The following is a 24412-nucleotide window of genomic DNA, read 5'->3' on the forward strand; positions in this document are numbered from 1 at the left end:
CCGTACCGGGGCCATTGCCGCCATTGCGACTCGCGCTCGAGCGTTGCGAACGGTGGCCGAAAACGCCTGAAAATGTTTCAGGCCTGAAACGATGGGGCTCGGGAATACTGCTGATTCAATCGACACGCTTCAAGGATGAAAATCGGCGCGTGTGTCGATGACGAAACCGTTCCTGCGCATGTGCTATGTGCAGAGGATTGATCTGCATCGACTCCCGAGCGATTCGGCCGTGTCGCCATCGGCAATGAAACGGATTTGTCGTATTCGGTGCCTATAACCGGGTTGTCTCGATCAAAAAATTACTGGACGCGAGACAAGCGCCATCATGCGAGGCTGTGTCGTTGCCGCGCATCGGCATGGCGAATCGAGCCACCTCTGGCTGACCCGATTCGATCCTTTTGCACGCAATCCGACGTGTGCAGCAATCGTTGGACGGTTGATGAACGGGGTGAGCATATGGGAGCCGATCAGCGGCACGTGGTCTACTATTCGCGCGAACCGAACGACGCGTTGCGCGGCCATTTCGACGAATGCGGCTGGCGCGTCGACTTGGCCGAGACCGTGCGCGATGTGCGGCGCGTCGTGCAGCACGGCGTGGCCACCGCCGGCCTGCTCGATTTCTCGCCGGGCTTCAAGCCGTCGGACCTGCGCGAACTCGAATCCTGCCTGAGCATCCAGCACATCGGCTGGATCGCGGCGACGCGGCGCGGCCAGTTGCAGGACGCGACGCTGCGCCATCTCATTCGCGACTATTGCTTCGACTACGTGACGATGCCGTACGAAACGGCGCGGATCGTCGAGACTGTCGGTCATGCGCACGGCATGGTCGCACTGACCGATCCCGTTTCGCCGCCCGTCGGCGCGGGGCGCAGCGAAGGCGAGATGGTCGGCACCTGCGATGCGATGCTCGGGCTCTTCAGGACGATCCGCCGTGTCGCGGCGACCGACGCACCGGTGTTCATCTCCGGCGAGTCGGGCACGGGCAAGGAATTGACGGCGGTCGCGATTCACGAGCGCTCGGCGCGCGCGCAGGCGCCGTTCATCGCGATCAATTGCGGTGCGATACCGTCGACGCTGCTGCAGGCCGAACTGTTCGGCTATGAACGCGGCGCGTTCACCGGCGCGAACCAGCGCAAGATCGGCCGCGTCGAGGCAGCCAACGGCGGCACGCTGTTTCTCGACGAGATCGGCGATCTGCCGCTCGAAAGCCAGGCCAGCCTGCTACGCTTCCTGCAGGAAGGCAAGATCGAGCGGCTCGGCGCGCATGCGTCGATGCCGGTCGATGTACGCGTGATCTGCGCGACGCACGTGAACATGGAGGCGGCGCTGCGTGAAGGGCGTTTTCGCGAGGACCTGTTTCACCGGCTGTGTGTGCTGAAGATCGAGGAGCCGCCGCTGCGCGCGCGCGGCAAGGACATCGAGGTGCTCGCGCGCCACATGCTCGAGCGCTTCAAGGGCGATGCGCATCGGCGCCTGCGCGGTTTTTCCCCGGATGCGGTCGCGTCGCTGTACGGCTATTCGTGGCCCGGCAACGTGCGCGAGCTGATCAACCGTGTGCGCCGTGCGATCGTGATGTCCGAAGGCCGGATGATCACCGCCGCCGATCTCGAGCTGAACGACTATGCGACGCTCGCGCCGGTGTCGCTGCTGGAGGCGCGCGAGGCGGCCGAACGGCAGGCGATCGAGCAGGCGCTGCTGCGCCATCGCGGCCGTTTCGCGGATGCCGCGCGCGAGCTCGGCGTGTCGCGCGTCACGCTCTACCGGCTGATGTGCGCGCACGGCATGCGCGACCGTGGCGACACGCTGGCAGGGTTTTCGGCGCCGTTGCCGGAGCTTCCGCGCCACGCTTGTTAAAATCGGCGGGTACGGCCGCCTCTCGCGGCCGAAGGAACCCGCATGAAACAGTATCTCGATCTCGTTCGTACCATTCTCGATACCGGCGCCTGGCAGGAGAACCGCACGGGGATCCGTACCATCAGCATGCCGGGCGCGATGCTGCGCTTCGACCTGCAGCAAGGCTTTCCGGCCGTGACGACCAAGAAGCTGGCGTTCAAGTCGGCGATCGGCGAACTGGTCGGCTTCCTGCGTGCGTCGCGCAGCGCGGCCGATTTCCGCGCGCTCGGCTGCAAGGTGTGGGATGCGAACGCGAACGAGAACGCGCAGTGGCTCGCGAACCCGTATCGCCAGGGCGTCGACGATCTCGGCGACGTATACGGCGTGCAATGGCGCCAGTGGCCTGGCTACAAGGTGCTCGATGCGAGCGCCGACGCGCAGATCGCCGATGCGACACGCCGCGGCTTCCGGATCGTCACGCGTTTCGACGAAGATGGCGCGCCGAAGGTGCTGCTGTACAAGGCGATCGACCAGTTGCGCCAGTGCCTGGACACGATCATGGAGAACCCGTCCGATCGTCGTATCCTGTTTCACGCGTGGAATCCGGCCGTGCTCGACCAGATCGCGCTGCCCGCGTGCCATCTGCTGTACCAGTTCCTGCCGAATGCGACGAAGCGCGAGATCTCGCTGTGCTTGTACATCCGCAGCAACGACGTCGGTCTCGGCACGCCGTTCAACTTGACGGAAGGGGCCGCGCTGCTGTCGCTCGTCGGCCGGCTGACGGGCTACACGCCGCGCTGGTTCACGTATTTCATCGGCGACGCCCACATCTACGAGAACCAGCTCGACATGCTGCAGCAGCAGCTCACGCGCGAGCCGTACGAAAGCCCGCGGCTCGAGATTGCCGAGCGCGTGCCCGAGTACGCGAAAACGGGCGTCTATGCGCCCGAATGGCTGGAGCAGGTCGAGCCGTCCGATTTCTCGCTCGTCGGCTATCGCCACCACGAGCCGCTGACCGCGCCGATGGCGGTCTGATCGCGCGGGCGAGGCCGCACGGTTTCATCGATCCGTACCCTGCAAAAAGGCTCGACCGGTATTAGCCGGTCGAGCCTTTTTGTTTCATCTTTGCTGCACTTACTGGCGATGCCGCTCGTCGTGGCCGCCCTGCGGCGGCGGATTGCCCGGATGCGGCGCCTCGACGTGCGGCGCCGGCTGCGGCCGCGGTTCCATCCGGGGAGCGGGCATCGACGGGCGCGGTTCCATGCGGGGCGCCGGCTGCGGTCGCGGCTCCATGTGCGGCGCCTGCGGCTGCGGACGCGGCACGTCGTGCACTGCGGGCGCGGGCGGACGGTACTCGTTCACGCGCGGCGGCGCGACCTCGCGATGCGGCGCCGGTTGAGCGAAGTCCGGGCGTGGTTGCGGCGCGGGGGCGGCCCGTTCCGGTTGCGGCTGCGGCTGCGGCTGCGCATGCCGGGCCGGCGTCTGGAAATCAGGGTGCGGACGCGGTTGCTGAATCTGTGCGGTATTGTCGACCCGCGGTTGCGGCAGCGCGCGCGGCGCTTCGTTGCGGCCGCCGGGCTGTACGCCTTGCGGCGCCGGCACGCCGTTCGGATGCGGCACCGCGGCGCTGCGCACGGGGGGCAGCGCATTCTCTCCTGCCGCATGCAGTGCGGTGGGTGAATCGGGGCGTTGACGCGCCATCGGCGTGTGCGGCTGCATCCACACGGGGGACGGCGCGTTGGCCGCGTGCGCGTTGCCGGTCCCTGCCGGAGCGTTGTTCGCGCCCGGTGGATGCGGGACGCCGTTGCCGGGCGCGAACGCCTGATGCGCCATCGGGTTGCCGGGTGCCGGCGGCGTGCCACCGTTGGCGAAACGCTGTGCGTTGGCGCTTTCGCCGTTCGGCGGCCGCGCGACATTCGACATGCCCGGCGTCGGCGCGCCAGGCCGCGCGGCCTGCTCGCCCGCCGGCGGGCCTTCGCGCGACGCACGGGGCTGCACGACGGGGCCGTGCGGATTCACGAGCTGCACGTTGTGCATCGCCCATGCGCCGCCGCCCTGCGACTGACCCGGAACGCGGACCGGGCGAGCCGTATAGTCGGCCGGCACGTTCGTCTTCACGACGGGCGCGCCGGCGCCCGGTACGCGCCCGCCTTGCTGCGCGAGGTGGGCGGCGGCCTGGTCGCGATACGCGGGCGGCACGGCCGGATTGCGCGTCGCGACGTACGGGTGCTGCGCGATCGCCGCCGGCGGGCGGTAGCTGGCATTGCGCAGCCCGCCGGTGAAACTCTGGCGCACCGGCGCGATGCCGGGCGTGCCCGGCGTGACGCGCGCGTTGCGCCATTGCTGCGGATCGACGTGCTGCGAGAAATGCGCGACCGGCTGGCCGTGCACGAACGCGGTGGCCGGCACGGCCGTGATCGCGTGCGGTGCACGGAAGTTCACATATGTCTTGTTGATGTTGGTGATATTGGTGATGTTCGTCACGTTCACGGTCTTGTTCACGTTGACGTTGTTCACCACGATGTTGCGGTTGACGCGGTCGTAGTAGTGCGGGCTCCAGCCGCCCCAGCCCGGATGCCACGGTTCGCCGGGGCCGAGCGCGAACCATGCGCAACCGGCCGCGGCGACGCCGCCGACCGTGAGCGCGACGCTCCAGTCGGAACCGCCGCCGCCCCCGCCGCCCACGAACGCGACGAGCGCCGGCGCATAGACGGGTGGCTGGCTGACGACCATCGGGCCGGGCACCCATGCCCAGTTGTCGTCCACGTACGCCCAGCGGCCGTAGTGATACGGCGCGAAGCCCCACGGCGCGTCGTCGACCCAGGTCCAGCCCCACGGCGCCTGCCAGATCCAGTGGCCGTCGTGATACGGCGCCCAATCGGCCGGCGTGTCGTTCGGCACCCATACCGCGCCGTAATTCGGGGTTTCGCGCCACGTGCCGTTCGCGTCGAGATCCTGGTAGCCGGGAATGTCGCGGGACACGTAGCGGGCGGACACCGAGCGCGTTTCGGCCGCGTCGCGGCTGGCGGCCCACTGGTCGAGCGCGTCGGGGCCGGGTGCACCCGATTGCTGCGCGACCTGCAGGTCGGTGCCGGTGAACACCACCTGCTGCCCCGGCGACAGCGGATACTGCCCGTTGCTGCCGTACACGGTCGCGCTCCCGCTACGTACCGTCACCGTCGTGCTCGCGCCGTTCGGCGCCACATCGACGCGATAGTCGCCGGGGCCGGCGATGCCGAGCGCGAGGTTCGGCGTGTCGATTTCGTACGATCCGCCGGCCGGCAAGTCGCGCACGTGTGTCGACACGGTGCCGAGCCCTACCTTCAATTGCGTCGTCGTGTCGTCGAGGTTCAGCACCGACAGGCTCGTCGATTCGCCGAGCCGCACCGCGGTCGAGCCGATGTGCAGTTCCGAGCGCGCGCCGGCATCGTTCCAGAGCTGATCGCCGGTCGTCAGCGGCCGGTTCACCGCCGCATACGACCACGTATCGGTGCCGGCCGGTTCGGTCGTCACGGCGCCCGACAGGTAATTGAGCCGCGCGACGCGGCCCGGCGGATCGCCGGCCGGTTGCCGTGCCGCGGCGATATTCGGCGGCGCATCGGCCGATTGCGCGAAGGCGGGCGGCAGCGTCGCCAGCGCGACGAACGCGAGCAGCGTGTAGCGGGCGGTGCGCTTGAGCGTGAAGAGGGAGGCCATGGTGAGCGTCATCGTTGTGATCGCGGCGCGTCGATTCGTGCCGTCCAGTTCACGATATCCGCTTGGCCTGTTTCAAGGCACGGTGTTTTGTAAGTCGAATGGCACGCGATGTAACAAAACCTGTCCATCGCGCGCTGTTGTCGTGCGGCTGCAATGCCGGCGTCAAGCGGACGTAAGCCACGCGTCGAAAACCTGCTGCCCGGGCACCGTGACGCTCAGCACGCGCGGTCGGGCGGCGCGCTCGATCCAGCCGTGCGCGCAGAAGCTTTCGAGCAGTGCCGCGCCGAGCGCGCCGCCGAGATGCGAGCGCCGCTCGCTCCAGTCGAGGCAGCCGCACGCGAAGCGTCGCCGGCGCGTGCGTTGCTGCGCGACGTCGATGCCCCATTGCGCGAGCGCCTGCGTGCCGAGCTCGGTGGTCTCGATCGCGTCGCCGTTCGCGAATAGCCAGCGGCGCGCGGTGAGGCCGTCGAAGATCCGTACCGCGAGCTCGCCGGCCATGTGGTCGTAGCAGGTGCGTGCATAGCGCAGTTCGGCCGGGACCGTGCGCGACGGCGGCGGGACCGGGCGATGCGGCGCGGCCGCGCGGGCGACGTTCGCCAGCGCTTCGAGCGAGGCCGCGATGTCGGCCGACGCAATGCGGTAGTAACGATGCCGGCCGCGCACGTCGAGGGCCAGCAGGCCGCCCTCGGTCAAGCGCGCGAGGTGCGCGCTGGCCGCGGACGGCGACAGCCCCGCGATCATCGTCAGTTCGCCGGCCGGTCGCGCGCTGCCGTCCATCAGCACCCATAGCATCGCGGCGCGGCCGGGATCGGCGATCAGCGCGCCGATGCGGCTCAAGCCCGGAAAATGGTGGTCGTCTTGATCGGTCATCGTCGTGTCTCGTCGAGCGGGATGAGGGCAGTGTAGTCCGTGCGCGCATTCGACGTTTCGCTTTCGGATGAAATGTCGGATGCAGCGACGGTGCCGCTGCGCGGCCCGGCCTGCAGCCCGTTGCAGGGCACGCGTAGAATGGCCGGACGCGGCGGCAGCGGGCCGCCGCATGAGACGCGATGCAACGATGAAGACGATTTTCTGTGTGTTGGCGGCGGCGCTCGTGTGCGCCGCCTGTGCACCCGGCGGCACCGGCGCGACCGGCGAGCGCGGCGGCAGTATCGAGATGTACGGAACGATCGACCAGGGCGTCACGGTACGCCGCTGAGCGGCGCTGGTCCGGCGCGAGCCGGCATGGTCGCCGCAGCCCCGCCACGCGGGGCTTGCCGCGCCGCGTTGCCGCAGTGCAACGTATAATGGCCCGATGACGGCGCCCCTGCCGCCTGGAGCCAGAACAATGCCTCAACCGTCCCCCGTGCCGGCTGCCCTCGACCGCACCGAAACCGTATTCCGCTTCCTTGCCGAGCCTTCGTCCGTGAACTTCGGCGGCAAGGTGCACGGCGGCGCGCTGATGAAGTGGATCGACGAAGTCGCGTATGCGTGCGCGGCCGTCTGGTCGAGCCGCTATTGCGTGACGGTCAGCGTCGGCAACATCCGTTTCCAGCGTCCGATCCTGGTCGGCAATCTGGTCGAGTTGAAGGCGCGCGTTGTCGCGACGGGCCGTACCAGCATGCACATCCATGTGTCGGTGCACGCCGGCGATCCGAAGGGCGGCGTGCTGCGTCAGACGACCGATTGCCTCGTCGTGTTCGTCGCGGTCGACGAGAACGGCAACCCGGTGCCGGTGCCGCCGTTCGTGCCCGAAACCGACGAGCAGCGGGTGCTGGCGAAATACGCGGCCGACGTGCGGGCCGCGCTCGACAAGATCGTCGAGATGAAGCCGGAAGAAGTCGCGAAGGGCACCGTCTGAGTGCCGCGGGCGCCGCGCCTTCCGCGCCGCGCCCGTCGTCCTGCCGTTACCGCGTGCCGATCATCTGCTCGGGGCGCACCCATGCATCGAATTCCGCCTCGGTCAGGTAGCCGAGCGCGAGCGCGGCCGCCTTCAGCGTCGTGCCTTCCTTGTGCGCCTTCTTCGCGATCTGTGCGGACTTGTCGTAGCCGATGTGCGGATTGAGCGCCGTCACGAGCATCAGCGATTCGTTCAGCAACAGGTCGATCCGCGCGCGGTTCGGCTCGATGCCCACCGCACAGTGATCGTTGAAGCTCTGCGCGCCGTCGGCGAGGAGCCGCACCGACTGCAGCACGTTGTGCGCGATCATCGGCCGGAACACGTTCAACTCGAAATTGCCGCTCGCGCCGCCGACGTTGACCGCGACGTCGTTGCCGAACACCTGGCAGCACAGCATCGTCACGGCTTCCGACTGTGTCGGGTTCACCTTGCCCGGCATGATCGAACTGCCCGGCTCGTTTTCCGGAATCGACAGCTCGCCGAGCCCGCAGCGCGGGCCGCTCGCGAGCCAGCGCACGTCGTTCGCGATCTTCATCAGGCTGGCTGCCACCGTCTTCAGCGCGCCGTGCGCGAAGACCAGCGCGTCGGCGGCGGCCATCACCTCGAACTTGCTCGGCGCGGTCACGAACGGCAGCTTCGTCAGCCGGCCGATCTCGTCGGCCACGCGCACCGCGAACTCCGGATGCGCGTTCAGCCCCGTGCCGACCGCGGTGCCGCCGAGCGCGAGCTCGTACAGGTGCGGCAGCGACGATTCGACGTGACGGATGCCGTGGTCGAGCTGCGCGACATAACCGGAGAACTCCTGGCCGAGCGTGAGCGGCGTGGCGTCCTGCAGGTGCGTGCGGCCGATCTTCACGATGTCGGCGAACGCCTTCGACTTCGCGTCGAGCGTCGCGCGCAGCGTGCGCAGCGCCGGCAGCAGGTGATTGACGATCGCGTACGCGGCCGCGACGTGCATCGCGGTCGGGAACACGTCGTTCGACGACTGGCCGCGGTTCACGTCGTCGTTCGGATGAACCTTGCGCGCTTCGCCGCGCTCGCCGCCCATCAGCTCGCTCGCGCGGTTCGCGATCACCTCGTTGAGGTTCATGTTGGTCTGCGTGCCGGAGCCCGTCTGCCACACCGCGAGCGGGAACTCGCGTGGATGCCGGCCGGCGATGATCTCGTCGGCGGCTTCGATGATCGCGCGCGCCTTGTCGTCGGCGAGTACGCCGAGCGACTGGTTGACGGCCGCCGCGGCACGCTTGACGATCGCGAGCGCGTGGATCAGCTCGGGCGACTGCTTCTCCGTCGAGATCCGGAAATTCTGCAGCGAGCGCTCGGTCTGCGCGCCCCAGAGCCGGTCGGCGGGCACGGCGATCTCGCCGAACGTGTCGCGTTCCATCCGAACTGCTTCGTTCATGATGCACTCCTCCAGGAAAGGGGAAAGGCCGCGCGTCGTCGCGCGGCGTCAGGCGTAATCAGACGTATCGTGAGGCAGTCGCGCCGCTGGCGCGGCGTCTCGAGGGGTTCCGATCGACAAGCATAGCGCCGGCTGCGATTTTGCGTCGTGTCGCGCCTAGCGGGCCGTCGCGACGAGCGACGTGGTCTTGCGGTGAAAGCGCCATGCCATCAGCGCGGCGACACTCGCGAGCCCGGCCGCGAGCCCCCACCACAGGCCGCGCGCGCCCATGCCCGCGTGGAATGCGAACCAGTAGCCGGTCGGGAAGCCGATGCCCCAGTAGCCGAAGGTCGCGGCGAGCATCGGGATGCGCGTGTCCTTCAGGCCGCGCAGCGCACCCGACGCGACGGTCTGCATGCCGTCGACGATCTGGAATACCGCGGCGATGCCGAGCAGCGACGCGGCGAGCGATACCGTGGCCGCGTTGGCCGGGTCGTCGAGGTGCAGGTACAGGCCGACGATCGTATGCGGCGCGACGATCATCACGAGGCCCGACAGCGACATGAAGCCGACGCCGAGCGCGAGCGCGACGAAGCCCGCGTGCCGTGCGGCGACGGGCGAGCCCGCGCCGATCCAGTAGCCGACGCGGACGTTGGCCGCCTGGCCGATCGCGAGCGGCACCATGAACGACACCGACGCGACATTCAGCGCGATCTGGTGCGCGGCGAGCGACGTCGCGCCCAGCACGCCGACCGTGAGGCCGGTGGCGAGGAACAGCATCGATTCGACCCCGTACGTGATCGCGACCGGCCAGCCGATGCCGATCAACTCGCCCATCACGGGCAGCTTCGGGCGCGCCGCGGTCACGAAATGGCGGAAGCGCTGCCGGCCGTGCAGCAGCCAGATCAGCGCGAGCGCGGTGAGCCAGATCGTGATCGTCGTCGCGACGGCCGAACCGAGAAAGCCGAGGCGCGGCAACCCGAAGGCGCCGTGGATCAGCCCGTAGTTCAGCACGCCGTTGACGCCGACGCCGCCGATCGACACCCACAAGAGCCGCCGCGCGGCACCGATCGCCGGCAGGAACGCGCGCATCAGCCCGACGCCGATCAGGCTGCCGAGCGCCGCGAAGCGCAGGATGCCCGTGTATTCGCCGACATGATGCGCGAGCAGCGGTGGCTCGTGGAACATCAGCAGGATCGGTTCGGCAAGCGACAGCGCGACGATGGCCGGAATCGCGAGCAGCACGGACAGCGCGAAGCCTGTCCAGTAGATGTGCGGCACGCGATCCTCGGCCTGGGCGCCGCGCGCATGCGCGACGCTCACGCTGACCGACGACAGCACGCCTTGCAGGATCGTCACGATGACGAAGAAGAAGTTCGCGCCGAGCCCGCCCGCCGCGAGCGAATCGGGGCCGAGCGAACCGAGCAGCACCGTGTCGGTGACGCTCATCGCCATCTGGGAAAGTTGCGCGATCGCGAGCGGCGCGGCGAGGCGCGCGGTATCGGCGGCATGACTGGACAGGGACGGCGGCGCGGCGGCCGTCCTCGTAAGACCGGAATGCGACATGGAATGGGCGCTCGCGCGGGTGCGGGCCCGCGCTATATGTATTTATTTTGAGAGACGGCTAGCTTACGGCTTTATTCGTACCGTGTCGAACGCGCGCGCCGATGGCCATGTCGCGGGCAGGGGGAACCCGCGCGGGCGCTAGGCCTCGCGCACCGCGATGCGCGTGTCGCCGAGCAGCACGACTTGGCCCGCGCGGATCTTGCAGGTCTTGCGAAGCTCGATCGCGCCGTCGACTTTCACGGCGCCGGACGCGACGATCAGCTTCGCGGTGCCGCCGCTGTCCGCGAGGCCGGTGATCTTGAGAAGGTTGTGCAGCTCGACGTATTCGCCGGTCAGCGTGAAATCCAGATTGGGCATGACGAGGAAGGTGCGCGACGCGCGGGAGGAAACGCTCCGCATCATACGGCACCGCGCGCCCGCACGCGAGCGCGGGCGGCCGCCGGCGGATGTAAAGGACTGTGAGCGATTCGTCAGCAAATGAAACGGTGGGTAACAGTCTGAGAGATTCGCGAACCGGCCGCGCGGGCGGCCGGTCTTCTGTCGTACCTGCTGCGCGTTGCGGCGGGGAACGCGCCGGACCGCTTCGCTGCGGCCCGGGCGCACAACTTCTTGAGGAGAATTGCCATGTCCAAGATTCGTACGATGCTGATCGGTGCCGCGCTGACGGCGTTCGCCACTTCGGCCGCATTCGCCCAGACGGGCACGACGGCGCAAGGCGCGGCCGGTGCCGGCGTGCAGGCACAGACGCCGGCGGCAGGTGTCGGTGCGGGCGCGCAGGGCGGTGCCGGCGCGAACATGTCGGGCAATGCGACGGGCGGTGCGACCGATGCAGTCGGCGCGGCGGCCGATGGCGCGAAGGATACGACGTCGTCGGCCGTCCATTCGGCTAAGAAGCACACGAAGCATGCGGCGAAGTCGGCCAAGGGCCATGCGGGCTCGGCCAAGGCGAAGGCCGACGAGGCGACCGAAGGCGGCGCATCGGTCGGCGCGCAGGGCGGTGCATCGGCCCAGGGCGCCACGCAGTAAGCGTGCGCGACGCCGTCGCGACGCTTGCCTGGAACGGCGCGGCGCGACGGCAATCGTCAGGCGGCCCGGTTCGCTTCGCGCGACCGGGCCGTTTTCGTGGGGTGATGCGTTGCGCGGGACGAGCGGGCTCAGGGCCGGCGCTGGCCTTGCCCCTGTCCCTGGGCCGGCCGTACGGCGGCCGGCGTGAACACGCTGCGAAGCCACGCGGCCAGGCGCGCGAAGACGTCGTACGGTTCCTCGACGAAGATCTCCGGCTTCAGCAGCCGCAGGTATTCCATGATCTGCTGCGCTTCCTGCTTCTGGAACGAGCCGTGCGCGAGCCCGAGCCGCAGCAGCCCGCGCAGTTCGCCGAGCTTGTCGCGCGCGGTGCTGCCGACGCTCATCTCGCACGCGAGCTTGGCCTCGTAGATCCGCTGCCGCAGCGATTCCACGAGCCGCCATGCAGGCGTCTGCATCTGTTCCTCGAGCGTCTGGATGTCCTGCGCCGCGCTCTTGATCTGCGACGCGAGCGGGTCGATCAGCGACGCGTCGCCCTGCGCTTCGGCGACGATCGCCTTCGCCCAGTCGCGGCATGCCTTCGCGAGTTCGTCGGGGGTCCATTCCGAGCGCGACGCGAAGCCGAAGCCGAATTCGCTCGCCTGCCGCATCAGGATCGCGACGACGTCCGGAAATTCCTTGTCGAGCGTGCGCTTGGCCCACGCGTACTGGCCGCCCTGCAGCATCCGCTGCACGGCGTGTTCGGTCAGCGGCACCATGTTGTCGAGCAGCTTGGCGCGCAGGAAATCCTCGAACGACGGCGTCGCGAATTGCGGGTCGAGTTTCAGCGACACGCGGACGAACGCATCGTAGTCCTTGCGCAGGGACTCGAGCGTGTCGTCCTTGAGGGAAAGGGTGATCTGGCCCATGAATCGTCTCGATGGCGGCCCGCGCAAGCCGGCGCCGGCGCGGTGCACCGGGGACGGGGCACGGCGTCGACTGACCGATGCGCGCCGGGGCCGGTGGCGGGTCTTCATCTCCTATATCGGCGCACCGGGCGGAAACTTGAGCGTGCGCGACGGAGCCTGCGCTCAGGCGGGCAGCCAGTGCGGCAGTACGACCCCTTGCCACAGGAAGAACACCGCGAGCCCGGCGGCGATCGTCACGAGCGGGCGGCGGGTCGCGGCCGATACGAGCACGGCCGCGAGCGCGCCGACGAGCTGCGGGTTTCGCCAGGTCAGCTCGGCCGTGCCGCCGTGCGGCGAGACGGTCATCGGCACGATGATCGCGGTCAGTACGGTGACCGGCACGAAGCCGAGCGCGGTCCGCACGAGCGGCGGGAACGTCAGCCGCTCGCCGAACAGGAACAGCGTCGAACGGATCGCATACGTGATGACGGCCATCCCGAGGATCAGCAGCGCGTAACTCACGACGCAGCCTCCGGGCGGGAGCCGGCGCGCGTGCGATCGTGCAGCAGCGTGAGCACGACGCCGATCGCGACGCCGGCGGCGACCGCGCCGAGCAGCCCGAGCTTGTACGGCCAGCTCTGCCAGAAGTACGCGAGCGTGCCGGCCGTGGCGGCCGCCGCGAAGTAGCGCAGCGTGCCGAGCTGCGGGACGACGATCGCGATGAAGGTTGCCGCCATCGCGAAATCGAGGCCGAGCGACTGCAGGCCCGGGAATGCCGTGCCGAAGCCGATGCCCGCGAGCGTCCAGACCTGCCAGTTCAGGTACATCGCGAGCCCGGAGCCGAAAAAGTAGTGGGGGCCGATCGTACCGGGCGGGTAGTGCCGGTAGTGTCCGTAGGCGACCGCGAACACCTCGTCGGTCATCAACGCGCCAAGCGTCGCGCGCCAGCGCAGCGGCAGGTGTGCGACATAGGGCGCGAGCGTCGCGCTGTACAGCAGGTGGCGCAGGTTCACGATCAGCGTCGTGGCGAGCACGACGGCGAAACCCGCGCTGCCGGCGATCAGGCCGAGCGCGATGAACTGCGCGGAGCCCGCGAACACTGCGAGCGACATCAGCGCGCCGTGCCATGCGGCGAGCGGGCCGCCGCCGACGAGCGTGCCAAAAATCACGCCGAACGGTGCCGCGCCGATCATCATCGGAATCGTGTCGCGTGCGCCGTCGAGCCATTCGTTGAGCGGGCGGCGCGGGGGCGATACGGGTGTCTTGTTCAAGAAGCGCTCCTCCATGAGGGGGAGGATAGCGTGCCGGTGGCGAGCCGGCTTGTATGTTCTTGCGCTCGCCGGAGCGGTGCCGGTTCGCGTGCCGGCCGGCGCGGGTCACGGCGCGGCCGACGGCTGCGGGAAGCCGCGTCAGCTTGCCTGCCAGCGCCCGGGCGGCACGCCGAACATCCGTTTGAAATGCCGCGTGAAATGGCTCTGGTCGACGAAGCCGCTGGCCGCCGCGACATCGGCGACGGGGATGCCCGCGCGCAGCGGCGCCAGCGCCCGCTGCAGCCGCAGCTGATTGCGCCACGCATGCGGCGGCATGCCGACCGTACGGGTGAACAGGCGCGCCGCGTGAAACGGCGACAGGCCGGCCGCCTGCGCGACATCGTCGAGCGTCACCGTGCACGTCAGATCGGCGGCGAGCCGCTCGCGCATCGCGTCGACGCGCGGTTCGTCGGCCGCGAGCGGCGCCGGCTGCGGCCGCACGACGGCATGGCGCGCGATCAGCGTCGACAGCGCGTCGAGCATCGCGGTTTCGGCGGCGAGCGGATCGTAGATGCGCGGCGCGCCGGTGGTGGCCGGACCGCCGGCCGCCCGCGCGTCGGCCGACTGCACGGGCGCATGCGACGACAGCGCTTGCTCGCTGCCGGCTTCCAGCATCCGGTGCGCGAGCGTGAGCCGGGCCGCGAGATCGGCGTCGCGGATCACGTCGGGCGCAAACCACGGCGCATCCTGCGGGCGGCCCGCGATCGAACTGGCGAGTTCGCGGATGAATTCGACCGGCATGTAGCTGACGCGATAGCACCAGCCCTCGTCGGCGGCACGCGACCCCGTATGGACTTCGCCGGGATTGATCACGGGCACGGTGCCCGTTTCGGCGACATGGCCGGTGCCGCGATAGGTGAAGCGTTCCGCGCCTTCGAGAATCACGGGGATCGTGTATGCGTCGTGCCAGTGAGGCGCGAACGCGTGATCGCGATAGGTGGCCGTGAGGAGATCCGCGTCCGGCACGAGCGGCGTGCGCCAGTAGCGTGCGGAATCGGGAAGGCGGGTGGCGGACATGAGCGGGCGCGGGAGCGGTCGAACCGACAGTGTATCGCTCGCGCGCCCGGCGGGAGCGGGCTTACTTGACCGGAATCGTCGTGCCGGCCGGCATCGGCACCGCGGTGACGGCGTTCTTCGGGCTGCCGCTGACGATGCGGTCGCTGTAGGTCAGGTAGACGATCGTGTTGCGTTTCTTGTCGACCACGCGCACGACGTGCAGCGTCTTGAAGATGAACGACATGCGTTCGCTGAACACGTCGGTCTGCTGCTTGAGCGGTTCCTTGAAGCTGATCGGGCCGACCTGCCGGCACGCGATCGATGCCTCGCTCGGATCCTCGGCCACGCCGAGCGTGCCCTTGATCCCGCCGGTGCGGGCGCGCGACACGTAGCAGGTCACGCCGTTCACGACCGGATCGTCATAGGCCTCGACGACCACGCGATCGGAGCCCGTGACGCGGAAATGGGTATTGACGCTGCCGACTTCCTCCGCCTGCGCGAACGGCGCTGCAGCGAACGCGGAGAGCAGGAGGGCGAGAGGGGCGGAGAGCAGTAGGCGATGCTTCATCGACGGAACCGGATGCGAATGCGGGACAGAGACTCTAGCATGCGCGTGACCGGGCCACGAAAAGCGGAAGGGCGGAACGGCGGCCGGAAAAAACAAAAGGCCCGTCGAATGACGGGCCTTTCGCTATTTGGCTCCCCGACCTGGGCTCGAACCAGGGACCTACGGATTAACAGTCCGGCGCTCTACCGACTGAGCTATCGGGGAATAAATCGGTACATCTGCGTGTTGCTTCGTTCAACAAAAAACCCGTCCACTTTCAACGGGCCTTTCGCTATTTGGCTCCCCGACCTGGGCTCGAACCAGGGACCTACGGATTAACAGTCCGGCGCTCTACCGACTGAGCTATCGGGGAACAAACAACAACAGCAGAGAAACGAGATTGTATGGAGTGTTCGCTAACCTGTCAATACTTTGGAGCCGCAGCGAATAAAATTTTTTTCAGTCGCCGTCGTGCGATCAGCGTTCGAGCAGGTGCAGCTTGTCCTGCACGTCCTTCCACTCGTCCGCATCGGCGGGCGCCGGCTTGGTCTTCGTGATCGACGGCCAGTTCTTCGCCAGCTCCGCGTTCAGCGCGGTGAACTGCTGCTGGTCGCCCGGAACGTCTTCTTCGGCATAGATCGCATTGGTCGGGCATTCTGCGACGCACACGGCGCAGTCGATGCACTCGTCCGGATCGATGGCGAGAAAGTTGGGACCTTCACGGAAGCAATCCACCGGGCACACATCCACGCAATCCGTGTATTTGCACTTGATGCAGCCTTCGGTCACAACGTGAGTCATTAAAACGCTCCTGCTTGGCGGTATATATGGGGTGGCGTTTGCGCCAAAAGCGGCATTGTAACTGAAGCGCAAAACCCGCATGGCGTGGTCGGCTATCCGGCTTATATCGTTTCGTGATTAGTTTATGGTGGGCGCAAGACGGACACAACCGCGCGCCGGGCACGAGCGCGATGCGGCGTGGCGGGGGCGGTTTCGCGATGGTCCGGCACGCATTCGGGTAACATGGTCGACAGACCGGGCGGCGCGCGGTGCGTCGGGGCCGGTCACGCTATTGGCGCTGCCGTCATCATGATCATCACTTCGCTGCTCGACACGGATCTCTACAAGTTCACGATGATGCAGGTCGTCCTGCATCACTTTCCCGCTGCAAACGTCGAATACCGTTTCCGGTGCCGTACGCCCGGCGTCGATCTCGTGCCGTACATCGACGAGATTCGCGACGAGGTGCGCGGCCTGTGCTCGCTGCGCTTTTCCGACGTCGAACTCGACTATCTGCGGCGGATGCGCTTCATCAAGAGCGACTTCGTCGACTTCCTCGCGCTGTTCCACCTGAACGAGAAGTACATCTCGATCACGCCGTCGCCGAAAGGCAACGGCGAGATCGACATCGTGATCGAGGGGCCGTGGCTGCATACGATCCTGTTCGAGATCCCGGTGCTCGCGATCGTCAACGAAGTCTATTTCCGCAACACGCAGCGCGAGCCCGACTATCGCGAAGGCCGCGAACGGCTGCGCGAGAAGATCAAGCTGCTCGGCGCGAAGCCCGAATTCGCCGACTGCAAGATCGCCGACTACGGCACGCGCCGGCGCTTCTCGAAGGTCTGGCACGAGGAAGTCGCGCTCACGCTGCGCGACGGGCTCGGCCCGCAGTTCGCGGGCACCAGCAACGTGCTGTACGCGATGAAGCACGGCATCACGCCGCTCGGCACGATGGCGCACGAATACCTGCAGGCGTGCCAGGCGCTCGGCCCGCGGTTGCGCGATTCGCAGATCTACGGCTTCGAGATGTGGGCAAAGGAGTATCGCGGCGACCTCGGGATCGCGCTGTCGGACGTCTACGGCATGGACGCGTTCCTGAACGACTTCGACATGTACTTCTGCAAGCTGTTCGACGGCGCGCGCCACGATTCGGGCGATCCGTTCGACTGGGGCGAGCGGATGCTGCGTCATTACGAGGCGAACCGGTGCGACCCGCGCACCAAGGTGCTCGTGTTCTCGGACGCGCTCGACATTCCGAAGGTCATGCAGCTGTACGAACGGTTCCGCGGCCGCTGCAAGCTTGCGTTCGGCGTCGGCACCAACCTCACCAACGATCTCGGCTACGTGCCGCTGCAGATCGTGATCAAGATGGTTCGCTGCAACGGCCAGCCGGTCGCGAAGCTGTCGGATTCGCCGGGCAAGAGCATGTGCGACGACAAGGCGTATCTCGCGTACCTGCGCCAGGTGTTCGGCATCGCGCAGCCGGTCGAGGAAGACGCGTCGAAGTAGGCGTCGGCCGTTCGGCCGAAGGTGTGTCGCAGCAGGGGTGGCCGGTATAATCCGACGTATTGCACGCAACGTCACGAGGACCGTTCATGGACACTTCCGCTGCCCGTCGCCAGATCCTCGCGCGCATCCGCGCGGCGCAGGGGCGCGCGGCCGAACCCGATGCAGCGGAGCGCGACGGCGTCGCCGACTACCTTGCCCGTCATCCGCAAGGCCCGCGCCCGCCGATGCCGGCCGACCTCGTCGCCGCTTTCGTCGACGAAGCGCAGCGCCTGTCGACCACGGTCGACGAAGTCGCGACGCTGGCCGACGTGCCTGCCGCCGCCGCCCGCTATCTTGCCGCTCACGGCCTGCCGGCGCAGGCCATCGCGTGGCGCACGCTGGCCGATCTCGACTGGGCCGCCGCCGGCCTGTCGGTCGAGTGCCGCAAGCCGCGCGACGGCGATCTCGTCGGCCTGACCGGCTGCTTTTGCGCGACCGCCGAAACGGGGTCGCTGGTATTGTTGTCCGGCCCCGACACTTACGCATCGGCTGGCCTGCTGCCGGAAACCCACATCGCGATCGTGCCGGCGTCGCGCATCGTCGCCGGTCATGAAGACGCGTTCGCGCTGATTCGCGCGGAGCGCGGCGAACTGCCGCGCGCGGTCAATTTCGTGTCGGGCCCGTCGCGCACCGGCGACATCGAGCAAACGATCATTCTGGGCGCACACGGTCCGTACCGCGTGCACGCGATCGTCGTACGGGGCGCATGACGCGCCCGCTGCCTTCACCCTTACTCGAACAAGGAAGTTCCGCATGAAACGACATGCCGCCTGGGCGGGCATGGCGTCGGGAATCGCGCTTGGCGCCGCTCCCGCGCTCGCATCGGCCGCCACGCTCGACGGTTCCACGCTGTCGGCGCTCTGGGGGATCCCGTTCGCCGGGATCCTGCTGTCCATCGCGCTGTTTCCGCTCGTCGCCCCCGTGTTCTGGCATCACCACTTCGGCAAGATCGCCGCCGGCTGGGCGATCGTGTTCCTCGCGCCGTTCGCGGTCGCGTTCGGCGCCGGCACCGCGTTCGGCACGCTCGTGCATGCGCTGCTCGAGGAATACATTCCGTTCATCGTGCTGCTCACCGCGCTCTATACGGTCGCGGGCGGCATCTGCGTGAACGGCAACCTGCATGGGTCGCCGAAACTGAATACCGCGATCCTCGCGCTCGGCACGCTGCTCGCGAGCGTGATGGGCACGACGGGCGCCGCGATGCTGCTGATCCGGCCGCTCCTGCGCGCCAACGACAACCGCAAGCATGTCGTGCACGTCGTGATCTTCTTCATCTTCCTCGTCGCGAACGCGGGCGGCTCGCTGTCGCCGCTCGGCGATCCGCCGCTGTTCCTCGGCTTCCTGAACGGCGTGAGCTTCTTCTGGACGACCACGCATCTCGCGCTGCCGATGCTGTTCATCTGCGTGGTGCTGCTGACGCTGTTCTTCGCGCTCGATACGTACTTCTACCGGAAGGGCGGCGAGGAGCGGCCGGCCGCGCTCGATCCGACGCCCGACGGTGCGGCGCTGTCGATCGACGGCAAGATCAACTTCGTGCTGCTGGCGGCCGTGATCGCGCTCGTGCTGATGAGCGGCGTGTGGAAGCCGGGCATCTCGTTCGACGTGTGGGGCACGCACGTCGCGTTGCAGAATCTCGTACGCGACGTCGCGCTCATGGCGGTGACGCTCGTGTCGCTCGCGCTGACGCCGCGTTCCGCGCGCGAGGGCAACGCGTTCAACTGGGCGCCGATCGAGGAGGTCGCGAAGCTGTTCGCCGGCATCTTCGTGACGATCGCGCCGGTGATCGTGATCCTGCGCGCGGGGGCGGACGGCGCGTTCGCGCAGATCGTCCATCTCGTCACGGGGCCCGACGGCAAGCCGATCGATGCGATGTACTTCTGGGCGACGGGCATCCTGTCGTCGTTCCTCGACAATGCGCCGACCTATCTCGTGTTCTTCAACCTCGCGGGCGGCGATGCGCAGACGCTGATGACGACCGGCGCATCGACGCTCGCCGCGATTTCCGCCGGCGCGGTGTTCATGGGCGCGAACAGCTATATCGGCAACGCGCCGAACTTCATGGTGAAGGCGATCGCCGAATCGCGCGGCGTGAAGATGCCGAGCTTCTTTGCGTACCTCGGCTGGGCGCTCGTCGTGCTGATACCGGTATTCCTGCTGACGTCGTGGCTTTTCTTCCCGGCGTAAGCTGACGATTTTCAACCCCGAGCGGGCGGTCCCGGCGGCGCACGGCGCTGCGACCCGTCCGCGGCATGCGGAGATGGCGATGCAGAAGATCCTGGTCGCGCGTCCGATCTTTCCGGACGTGATCGAACGGCTCGAGCAGTATTTCGAAGTCGACTGGAACGACGGCGACGTGCTCACGCCCGACGCGCTCGCCGCGCGTCTGGCCGACAAGGACGGCGCGCTGACGGCCGGCGACCCGGTCGGCGCGGCGACGCTCGCGGCCGCGCCGCGCCTGCGCGTCGTGGCGAACATGGCGGTCGGCTACAACAACTTCGACATGGCCGCGTTCAACGCCGCGAACGTGCTCGGCACCAACACGCCCGACGTGCTGAACGAGTCGACCGCCGATTTCGGCTGGGCGCTGATGATGGCCGCCGCGCGTCGGATCGCCGAATCCGAACACTGGCTGCGCGCCGGTCACTGGCAGAAGTGGGCGTACGACGGCTTCCTGGGTGCCGACATCTACGGCTCGACGCTCGGTGTCATCGGGATGGGCCGCATCGGCCAGGCGCTCGCGCGCCGCGCGCGCGGCTTCGGGATGCAGGTGATCTATCACAACCGGTCGCGGGTCGCGCCCGAGATCGAAGCCGAGCTCGATGCCGAATACGTGTCGAAGGATGCGCTGCTCGCGCGCGCCGATCATGTCGTGCTCGTGCTGCCGTACACGAAAGAGAACCATCACACGATCGGCGCGGCCGAGCTCGCGAAGATGAAACCCACGGCGACGCTGACCAACATCGCGCGCGGCGGGATCGTCGACGATGCGGCGCTGGCCGCCGCGTTGCGCGACGGGACGATCGCCGCGGCCGGCCTCGACGTGTACGAGGGCGAGCCGAGCGTGCATCCGGCGCTGCTCGAAGTGCCGAACGTCGTGCTGACGCCGCATATCGCGAGCGCGACCGAAAAGACGCGCCGCGCGATGGCGAATCTCGCCGCCGACAACCTGATCGCCGCGCTGGGCGAGGGGCCGCGTGCGGGGCAGCCGCCGAATCCGATCAACCCTGACGTGATCGGGAAGCCGCGCGCATGACGATTACGTTGTTGCTTGCGGCGGTCGTCGTGCTGGCCGTCGCGCTCGCGGTGGCGATCGTCGCGCTCGTGCGCGGCGGCGGCCGCCACGACGACGCGGCCGTGCTCGGCGACCGGATCGAGGATGCCGCGCATGCGCAGGCGCGCGCGGTCGAGCGGCTCGAACGCGAATTACGCGGCGAGATCGTCGAAAATGCGCGCGGGTCGCGTACCGAGCTGGCTGGCAGCTTTGCCCAGTTGCAGCAGACGCTCGCCGCGCAACTGACGAGCGTGGCGACCGTGCAGAACAGCCAGATCGAGGGGTTCGCGCAGCAGCTCGGCAAGCTCGTCGCCGGCAATGCACAGCAGTTCGATGCGATGCGCGAGAGCGTGCAGCGCCAGGCCCAGCAGGCGCGCGACGAACAGACCGTCGCGCTGCGGCTGTTCGGCGACACGTTGAACCGGCAGCTCACGCAACTGACCGAGGCGAACGACCGCCGGATCGGCGAAGTGCGTGCGACGCTCGAACAGCGGCTGAAGGAAATCGAGACGAACAACGCAGCGAAGCTCGAGGAGATGCGCCGCACCGTCGACGAGAAGCTGCACGCGACGCTCGAGCAGCGGCTCGGCGAATCGTTCAAGCTCGTGTCGGACCGGCTCGAACAGGTGCATCGCGGGCTCGGCGAGATGCAGACGCTCGCGGCCGGCGTCGGCGACCTGAAGAAGGTGCTGACCAACGTGAAGACGCGCGGCACCTGGGGCGAAGTGCAGCTCGAGGCGCTGCTGGAACAGATGCTGACGCCTGACCAGTACGCGAAGAACGTCGCGACGGTGCCGAAGAGTACCGAGCGCGTGGAATTCGCGATCCGGCTGCCGGGCCGCGCTGCCGGCACGCGCGACGCGCCGCCGGTGTGGCTGCCGATCGACGCGAAATTCCCGCGCGAAGACTACGAGCGGTTGATCGACGCGCAGGAGCGCGCCGATGCGGTGGCCGTCGAGGAGGCGGCGCGTGCGCTCGAGGCGCGGGTGCGGATGGAAGCGCGCACGATCGCCGAGAAGTACGTCGCGCCGCCGCACACGACCGATTTCGCGCTGCTGTTCCTGCCGACCGAGGGGCTCTATGCGGAGATCCTGCGCCGCCCGGGGCTGACCGACCTGCTGCAGCGCGACTATCGTGTGACGGTCGCCGGGCCGACCACGCTCACCGCCCTGTTGAACAGCCTGCAGATGGGGTTCCGCACGCTCGCGATCGAGCAGCGCTCGAGCGAGGTGTGGCAGGTGCTCGGTGCGGTCAAGACGGAGTTCGGCAAGTTCGGCGACGTGCTCGCGCGCACGAAGGCGCAGCTCGAAACGGTCACGCGTTCGATCGAGTCTGCCGAGCAGCGCACGCGTGTGATGAGCCGCAAGCTGAAGCAGGTCGAGGCGCTGCCGGGCGATGCGGCGGCCGGTCTGCTCGGCGCGGAAGGGGCCGAAGGCGCCGATGCGGACGACGCGTGACGCGCGTTGGCGGCAACTGCCCTAGCATTCCTGAACCGTCCAACTTCTGGGGTTCAGTTCACGCGGCGCCCGTTTTCGTTGGCGGCGGTCGCCGGCGCGGCCGGCTCGCGCTCAATGCGCGGCGAGGGTGCCCAGCGCGTCGCCCGTCACGCGCACGATGCGCCACTCCGGCAGCACGGTTGCCCCCATTTTTTCGTAGAAATCGATCGCCGGCTGGTTCCAGTCGAGGACCGACCATTCGAAGCGCGCGCAACGGCGCTCGACGGCGAGTGCCGCGAGATGACGCAGCATCGCGGTGCCGAGGCCCGTGCCGCGCTGCGACGGCTGCACGTACAGATCCTCGAGATAGAGCCCGCGGCGGCCGAGGAACGTCGAATAGTTGTGGAAGAACAGCGCGTACGCGACGATCGCGCCGTCGCGCTCGGCCACCAGCGCTTCGGCAGCGGGGTGCTCGCCGAACAGCGCGTCGGCGAGATCGGCTTCGGCCGCGACGAACAGATGCGCGAGCTTCTCGAACTCGGCCAGCTCGCGCATCAGCGCGAGGATCGCGCCGATGTCGCGTGGGTCGGCCGCGCGGATCAGCGGCGTGCCGCTCACGCTTCCTCCGGCGGATCGGACAGCACGATCTCGATGCCGCCGAAGCGCGACGCGACCCAGTTGTACGCATGGCACGCGATCCACAGCAGCACGAAACCGAGGATCGCGTTCAGCAGCAGTGCGCTCAGGATCGTGCTCAACTCGACCATCCCGTAACGGATATACGCGACGAGAATGCCGAGCAGCACTATCGGCACGCTGAACGTCAGGTAGACGAGGATCAGCGCCTTTGCGGTCTGCCCCGCGGCGATCGACGAGATTTGTTTCTTCATGTGCGGATTGCCCCCGTAGTGATATACCGATTGGAATTCAGACCAGGCCGTCGAGCGGCAGGATGTCGACCGGGGCGCCCGCGTCGACTACCGCGGTATCGTGGCCCAGGACGATGAAACAGTTGGCGGCTGCGAGACCGCTCAGCGACGCGGAGCTTTGCGATCCGGCCGGTGCGACGTGCCATTGGCCGTCGGCGGCGCGCGTCGCGATGCCGCGCAGGTATTCGGTGCGACCGGGACGCGTCTTCAACGGCTGCGTACTGAGCGCCGTGTACATGGCCGGCGGCGGCGTCTGCGCGCCGGCCAGCGTCAGCAGTGCGGGGCGCACGATCGCGTAAAACGTCACGGCGGAGGCGACCGGATTGCCGGGCAGCCCGAAGAACAGCGCGTGGACGGCGCTGTCGCCCTCGCGTGCGAGCGTGCCGCACGCGAGCGGCCGGCCGGGCCGCAGCGCGAGACTGGCGAACGTCACGTCGCCGAGCCGCGCCATCACGTCGCGCGTGAAGTCGGCTTCGCCGACCGACACGCCGCCCGACGTGATGACCGCATCGGCCTGCGCGGCGATGGCGTCGCGCAATGCGGCCTCGAGCGCGGCCGGGTCGTCGCGGACGATTCCGAGATCGATCGTGTCCACGTGCAGCCGTTCGAGCATCGCGATCAGCATCCCGCGATTGCTGTCGTACAGCGCGCCGCGGCCGAGCGGTTCGCCGGGCTCGCGCAGCTCGTCACCGGTCGAGAACACGGCGACGCGCACACGCCGGCGCACCGTGACGTCGGTGACGCCGAACGACGCGAGCAGGCCCAGATCCGATGGCCGCAGGATACGGCCGGCGGCCAGCGCGCAGGCGCCGCGTGCGAGATCCTCGCCGGCCTTGCGGCAGTTCGCGCCGCGCGAGACGTCGCGCGCGGCGAAGCGAATCGTGTCGCCATCGACGCGTACGCGTTCCTGCGGAATCACCGTGTCGCATCCGGCCGGCATCGGCGCGCCCGTCATGATCCGCACGCAGGCATGGGCCGCCACGCCGCCGTCGAACGGATGGCCGGCGAACGCGGTGCCGGCGACCGTCATCGCGACCTCGCCCTGCGCCGATGCGAATGCTGCGCTGCTGCCGTCGAACGCATAGCCGTCCATTGCCGAGTTGTCGTACGCGGGAATGTCGAACGGTGCGCTCACGTCGGCCGCGAGCACGCGGTCGAGCGCATCGCGCAGCGTCACCGTGTCGTATGCGTCGACCGGCGCCGCGAAGCGGCACGCGAGCGCCTGTGCGTCGGCGAGCGACAGCGGGGCATCGGGGCCGGGTGCGGTTCGGGAAGCGGGCGAGGATTGCGTGATCATCAGTCGGACTGCGCCGCAAGGCGTATCGGGTTC

The 24412-nt window shown here is 68.3% G+C and carries 24 protein-coding genes and 2 tRNA genes; 10 read left to right on the forward strand and 16 right to left on the reverse strand.

Translation table 11 applies throughout. From position 1 onward, the window contains the following. Nucleotides 1–456 precede the first annotated feature (456 nt). Both WT24_RS11770 and WT24_RS11775 read left to right on the forward strand, forming a co-directional pair. Nucleotides 457–1854 (forward strand): sigma-54 dependent transcriptional regulator, encoded by a 1398-nt coding sequence (locus tag WT24_RS11770; RefSeq protein ID WP_059501638.1) that lies wholly within the window; start codon nucleotides 457–459, stop codon nucleotides 1852–1854. A gap of 42 nt (nucleotides 1855–1896) precedes the next feature. Further along, nucleotides 1897–2868 carry a thymidylate synthase gene (locus tag WT24_RS11775; RefSeq protein ID WP_059501636.1) on the forward strand — a complete coding sequence of 324 codons (972 nt, stop codon included), beginning with the start codon at nucleotides 1897–1899 and terminating at the stop codon, nucleotides 2866–2868. A 99-nt stretch (nucleotides 2869–2967) separates the two neighbouring features. On the opposite strand, the gene WT24_RS11780 is transcribed toward WT24_RS11775, so the two are convergent. Both WT24_RS11780 and WT24_RS11785 read right to left on the reverse strand, forming a co-directional pair. Beyond that, nucleotides 2968–5529 (reverse strand): DUF6600 domain-containing protein, encoded by a 2562-nt coding sequence (locus tag WT24_RS11780; RefSeq protein WP_060033692.1) that lies wholly within the window; start codon nucleotides 5527–5529, stop codon nucleotides 2968–2970. A 162-nt stretch (nucleotides 5530–5691) separates the two neighbouring features. Next, on the reverse strand, nucleotides 5692–6399 hold the full coding sequence (locus WT24_RS11785; RefSeq protein WP_060033599.1) for a helix-turn-helix transcriptional regulator: 708 nt from the start codon (nucleotides 6397–6399) through the stop codon (nucleotides 5692–5694). A gap of 187 nt (nucleotides 6400–6586) precedes the next feature. Between WT24_RS11785 and WT24_RS34870 the strand changes: the two genes are divergently transcribed. Continuing rightward, on the forward strand, nucleotides 6587–6727 hold the full coding sequence (locus WT24_RS34870) for a hypothetical protein (RefSeq protein WP_179949338.1): 141 nt from the start codon (nucleotides 6587–6589) through the stop codon (nucleotides 6725–6727). Nucleotides 6728–6856: 129 nt separating this feature from the next. Then, nucleotides 6857–7369, forward strand: coding sequence for an acyl-CoA thioesterase (locus WT24_RS11790; RefSeq protein WP_023475851.1), 513 nt, complete (start codon nucleotides 6857–6859; stop codon nucleotides 7367–7369). Nucleotides 7370–7415: 46 nt separating this feature from the next. On the opposite strand, the gene fumC is transcribed toward WT24_RS11790, so the two are convergent. The 3 genes from fumC to WT24_RS11805 form a co-directional block, all read right to left on the reverse strand. After that, nucleotides 7416–8810, reverse strand: a complete 1395-nt coding sequence (fumC, locus tag WT24_RS11795; protein ID WP_059501633.1) for a class II fumarate hydratase — start codon at nucleotides 8808–8810, stop codon at nucleotides 7416–7418. A gap of 156 nt (nucleotides 8811–8966) precedes the next feature. After that, nucleotides 8967–10355 carry a multidrug efflux MATE transporter NorM gene (gene norM / locus WT24_RS11800; RefSeq protein WP_060033602.1) on the reverse strand — a complete coding sequence of 463 codons (1389 nt, stop codon included), beginning with the start codon at nucleotides 10353–10355 and terminating at the stop codon, nucleotides 8967–8969. A 138-nt stretch (nucleotides 10356–10493) separates the two neighbouring features. Then, on the reverse strand, nucleotides 10494–10712 hold the full coding sequence (locus WT24_RS11805) for an RNA-binding S4 domain-containing protein (RefSeq protein ID WP_027783904.1): 219 nt from the start codon (nucleotides 10710–10712) through the stop codon (nucleotides 10494–10496). A gap of 267 nt (nucleotides 10713–10979) precedes the next feature. On the opposite strand from WT24_RS11805, the gene WT24_RS11810 reads away from it, so the two are divergent. Next, nucleotides 10980–11381: a hypothetical protein gene (locus tag WT24_RS11810; RefSeq protein ID WP_059501628.1), complete on the forward strand. Its 402-nt coding sequence runs from the start codon at nucleotides 10980–10982 to the stop codon at nucleotides 11379–11381. A gap of 128 nt (nucleotides 11382–11509) precedes the next feature. Here WT24_RS11810 and WT24_RS11815 read toward each other — a convergent pair whose 3' ends face one another. The 8 genes from WT24_RS11815 to fdxA all read right to left on the reverse strand — a co-directional run bounded on the left by WT24_RS11815 (nucleotide 11510) and on the right by fdxA (nucleotide 15919). Beyond that, nucleotides 11510–12286 carry a DUF4088 family protein gene (locus WT24_RS11815; protein ID WP_060033605.1) on the reverse strand — a complete coding sequence of 259 codons (777 nt, stop codon included), beginning with the start codon at nucleotides 12284–12286 and terminating at the stop codon, nucleotides 11510–11512. 162 nt (nucleotides 12287–12448) lie between these two features. After that, complete coding sequence (locus tag WT24_RS11820) at nucleotides 12449–12787, reverse strand: AzlD domain-containing protein (RefSeq protein WP_043181927.1); 339 nt, start codon at nucleotides 12785–12787, stop codon at nucleotides 12449–12451. Further along, entirely contained in the window at nucleotides 12784–13551 is a 768-nt protein-coding gene (locus WT24_RS11825; RefSeq protein WP_060033608.1) for an AzlC family ABC transporter permease, read from the reverse strand. Before WT24_RS11825 ends, WT24_RS11820 begins: the two co-directional genes overlap by 4 nt. Nucleotides 13552–13674: 123 nt before the next feature. After that, the gene (locus WT24_RS11830; protein ID WP_060033611.1) at nucleotides 13675–14592 is read right to left on the reverse strand and encodes an AraC family transcriptional regulator; all 918 of its coding nucleotides are present in this window, start codon (nucleotides 14590–14592) and stop codon (nucleotides 13675–13677) included. Nucleotides 14593–14653: 61 nt separating this feature from the next. Then, nucleotides 14654–15139, reverse strand: coding sequence for a CreA family protein (locus WT24_RS11835; RefSeq protein WP_059501619.1), 486 nt, complete (start codon nucleotides 15137–15139; stop codon nucleotides 14654–14656). A gap of 128 nt (nucleotides 15140–15267) precedes the next feature. Continuing rightward, a tRNA-Asn gene (locus WT24_RS11840) sits at nucleotides 15268–15343 on the reverse strand. A gap of 72 nt (nucleotides 15344–15415) precedes the next feature. Further along, a tRNA-Asn gene (locus WT24_RS11845) sits at nucleotides 15416–15491 on the reverse strand. Between the two features lie 104 nt (nucleotides 15492–15595). After that, a complete protein-coding gene (fdxA, locus tag WT24_RS11850; protein ID WP_009688972.1) occupies nucleotides 15596–15919 on the reverse strand; it encodes a ferredoxin FdxA in 324 nt (107 codons plus the stop codon). A gap of 288 nt (nucleotides 15920–16207) precedes the next feature. Between fdxA and pncB the strand changes: the two genes are divergently transcribed. The 5 genes from pncB to rmuC all read left to right on the forward strand — a co-directional run bounded on the left by pncB (nucleotide 16208) and on the right by rmuC (nucleotide 22174). After that, a complete protein-coding gene (gene pncB / locus WT24_RS11855) occupies nucleotides 16208–17407 on the forward strand; it encodes a nicotinate phosphoribosyltransferase (protein ID WP_034206754.1) in 1200 nt (399 codons plus the stop codon). 86 nt (nucleotides 17408–17493) lie between these two features. After that, complete coding sequence (locus tag WT24_RS11860) at nucleotides 17494–18156, forward strand: lactate utilization protein C (protein WP_060033614.1); 663 nt, start codon at nucleotides 17494–17496, stop codon at nucleotides 18154–18156. 43 nt (nucleotides 18157–18199) lie between these two features. Continuing rightward, nucleotides 18200–19630: a sodium:proton antiporter gene (locus WT24_RS11865; RefSeq protein WP_060033617.1), complete on the forward strand. Its 1431-nt coding sequence runs from the start codon at nucleotides 18200–18202 to the stop codon at nucleotides 19628–19630. A gap of 79 nt (nucleotides 19631–19709) precedes the next feature. After that, nucleotides 19710–20699 carry a D-glycerate dehydrogenase gene (locus WT24_RS11870; RefSeq protein WP_059501719.1) on the forward strand — a complete coding sequence of 330 codons (990 nt, stop codon included), beginning with the start codon at nucleotides 19710–19712 and terminating at the stop codon, nucleotides 20697–20699. Further along, nucleotides 20696–22174: a DNA recombination protein RmuC gene (gene rmuC, locus WT24_RS11875; protein ID WP_060033620.1), complete on the forward strand. Its 1479-nt coding sequence runs from the start codon at nucleotides 20696–20698 to the stop codon at nucleotides 22172–22174. Before WT24_RS11870 ends, rmuC begins: the two co-directional genes overlap by 4 nt. Nucleotides 22175–22285: 111 nt before the next feature. On the opposite strand, the gene WT24_RS11880 is transcribed toward rmuC, so the two are convergent. The 3 genes from WT24_RS11880 to glp are packed head-to-tail and all read right to left on the reverse strand — an operon-like array spanning nucleotide 22286 to nucleotide 24379. Next, entirely contained in the window at nucleotides 22286–22771 is a 486-nt protein-coding gene (locus WT24_RS11880; protein ID WP_059791490.1) for a GNAT family N-acetyltransferase, read from the reverse strand. Beyond that, nucleotides 22768–23043, reverse strand: a complete 276-nt coding sequence (locus WT24_RS11885) for a hypothetical protein (protein ID WP_006476519.1) — start codon at nucleotides 23041–23043, stop codon at nucleotides 22768–22770. Before WT24_RS11885 ends, WT24_RS11880 begins: the two co-directional genes overlap by 4 nt. A gap of 37 nt (nucleotides 23044–23080) precedes the next feature. Beyond that, nucleotides 23081–24379, reverse strand: a complete 1299-nt coding sequence (glp, locus tag WT24_RS11890; RefSeq protein WP_060033624.1) for a gephyrin-like molybdotransferase Glp — start codon at nucleotides 24377–24379, stop codon at nucleotides 23081–23083. Nucleotides 24380–24412: the final 33 nt, after the last annotated feature.

It is taken from the genome of Burkholderia sp. MSMB1078WGS (genome assembly GCF_001528895.1).
Taxonomy (GTDB): Bacteria; Pseudomonadota; Gammaproteobacteria; order Burkholderiales; family Burkholderiaceae; genus Burkholderia.

Bases quoted from the DNA above. Each gene is read 5' to 3' on its own strand.
- WT24_RS11770 (WP_059501638.1), top strand. From the start codon at position 457: ATGGGAGCCGATCAGCGGCACGTGGTCTACTATTCGCGCGAACCGAAC.
- WT24_RS11775 (WP_059501636.1), top strand. From the start codon at position 1,897: ATGAAACAGTATCTCGATCTCGTTCGTACCATTCTCGATACCGGCGCC.
- WT24_RS11780 (WP_060033692.1), bottom strand. From the start codon at position 5,529: ATGGCCTCCCTCTTCACGCTCAAGCGCACCGCCCGCTACACGCTGCTC.
- WT24_RS11785 (WP_060033599.1), bottom strand. From the start codon at position 6,399: ATGACCGATCAAGACGACCACCATTTTCCGGGCTTGAGCCGCATCGGC.
- WT24_RS34870 (WP_179949338.1), top strand. From the start codon at position 6,587: ATGAAGACGATTTTCTGTGTGTTGGCGGCGGCGCTCGTGTGCGCCGCC.
- WT24_RS11790 (WP_023475851.1), top strand. From the start codon at position 6,857: ATGCCTCAACCGTCCCCCGTGCCGGCTGCCCTCGACCGCACCGAAACC.
- fumC (WP_059501633.1), bottom strand. From the start codon at position 8,810: ATGAACGAAGCAGTTCGGATGGAACGCGACACGTTCGGCGAGATCGCC.
- norM (WP_060033602.1), bottom strand. From the start codon at position 10,355: ATGTCGCATTCCGGTCTTACGAGGACGGCCGCCGCGCCGCCGTCCCTG.
- WT24_RS11805 (WP_027783904.1), bottom strand. From the start codon at position 10,712: ATGCCCAATCTGGATTTCACGCTGACCGGCGAATACGTCGAGCTGCAC.
- WT24_RS11810 (WP_059501628.1), top strand. From the start codon at position 10,980: ATGTCCAAGATTCGTACGATGCTGATCGGTGCCGCGCTGACGGCGTTC.
- WT24_RS11815 (WP_060033605.1), bottom strand. From the start codon at position 12,286: ATGGGCCAGATCACCCTTTCCCTCAAGGACGACACGCTCGAGTCCCTG.
- WT24_RS11825 (WP_060033608.1), bottom strand. From the start codon at position 13,551: ATGGAGGAGCGCTTCTTGAACAAGACACCCGTATCGCCCCCGCGCCGC.
- WT24_RS11830 (WP_060033611.1), bottom strand. From the start codon at position 14,592: ATGTCCGCCACCCGCCTTCCCGATTCCGCACGCTACTGGCGCACGCCG.
- WT24_RS11835 (WP_059501619.1), bottom strand. From the start codon at position 15,139: ATGAAGCATCGCCTACTGCTCTCCGCCCCTCTCGCCCTCCTGCTCTCC.
- fdxA (WP_009688972.1), bottom strand. From the start codon at position 15,919: ATGACTCACGTTGTGACCGAAGGCTGCATCAAGTGCAAATACACGGAT.
- pncB (WP_034206754.1), top strand. From the start codon at position 16,208: ATGATCATCACTTCGCTGCTCGACACGGATCTCTACAAGTTCACGATG.
- WT24_RS11860 (WP_060033614.1), top strand. From the start codon at position 17,494: ATGGACACTTCCGCTGCCCGTCGCCAGATCCTCGCGCGCATCCGCGCG.
- WT24_RS11865 (WP_060033617.1), top strand. From the start codon at position 18,200: ATGAAACGACATGCCGCCTGGGCGGGCATGGCGTCGGGAATCGCGCTT.
- WT24_RS11870 (WP_059501719.1), top strand. From the start codon at position 19,710: ATGCAGAAGATCCTGGTCGCGCGTCCGATCTTTCCGGACGTGATCGAA.
- rmuC (WP_060033620.1), top strand. From the start codon at position 20,696: ATGACGATTACGTTGTTGCTTGCGGCGGTCGTCGTGCTGGCCGTCGCG.
- WT24_RS11885 (WP_006476519.1), bottom strand. From the start codon at position 23,043: ATGAAGAAACAAATCTCGTCGATCGCCGCGGGGCAGACCGCAAAGGCG.
- glp (WP_060033624.1), bottom strand. From the start codon at position 24,379: ATGATCACGCAATCCTCGCCCGCTTCCCGAACCGCACCCGGCCCCGAT.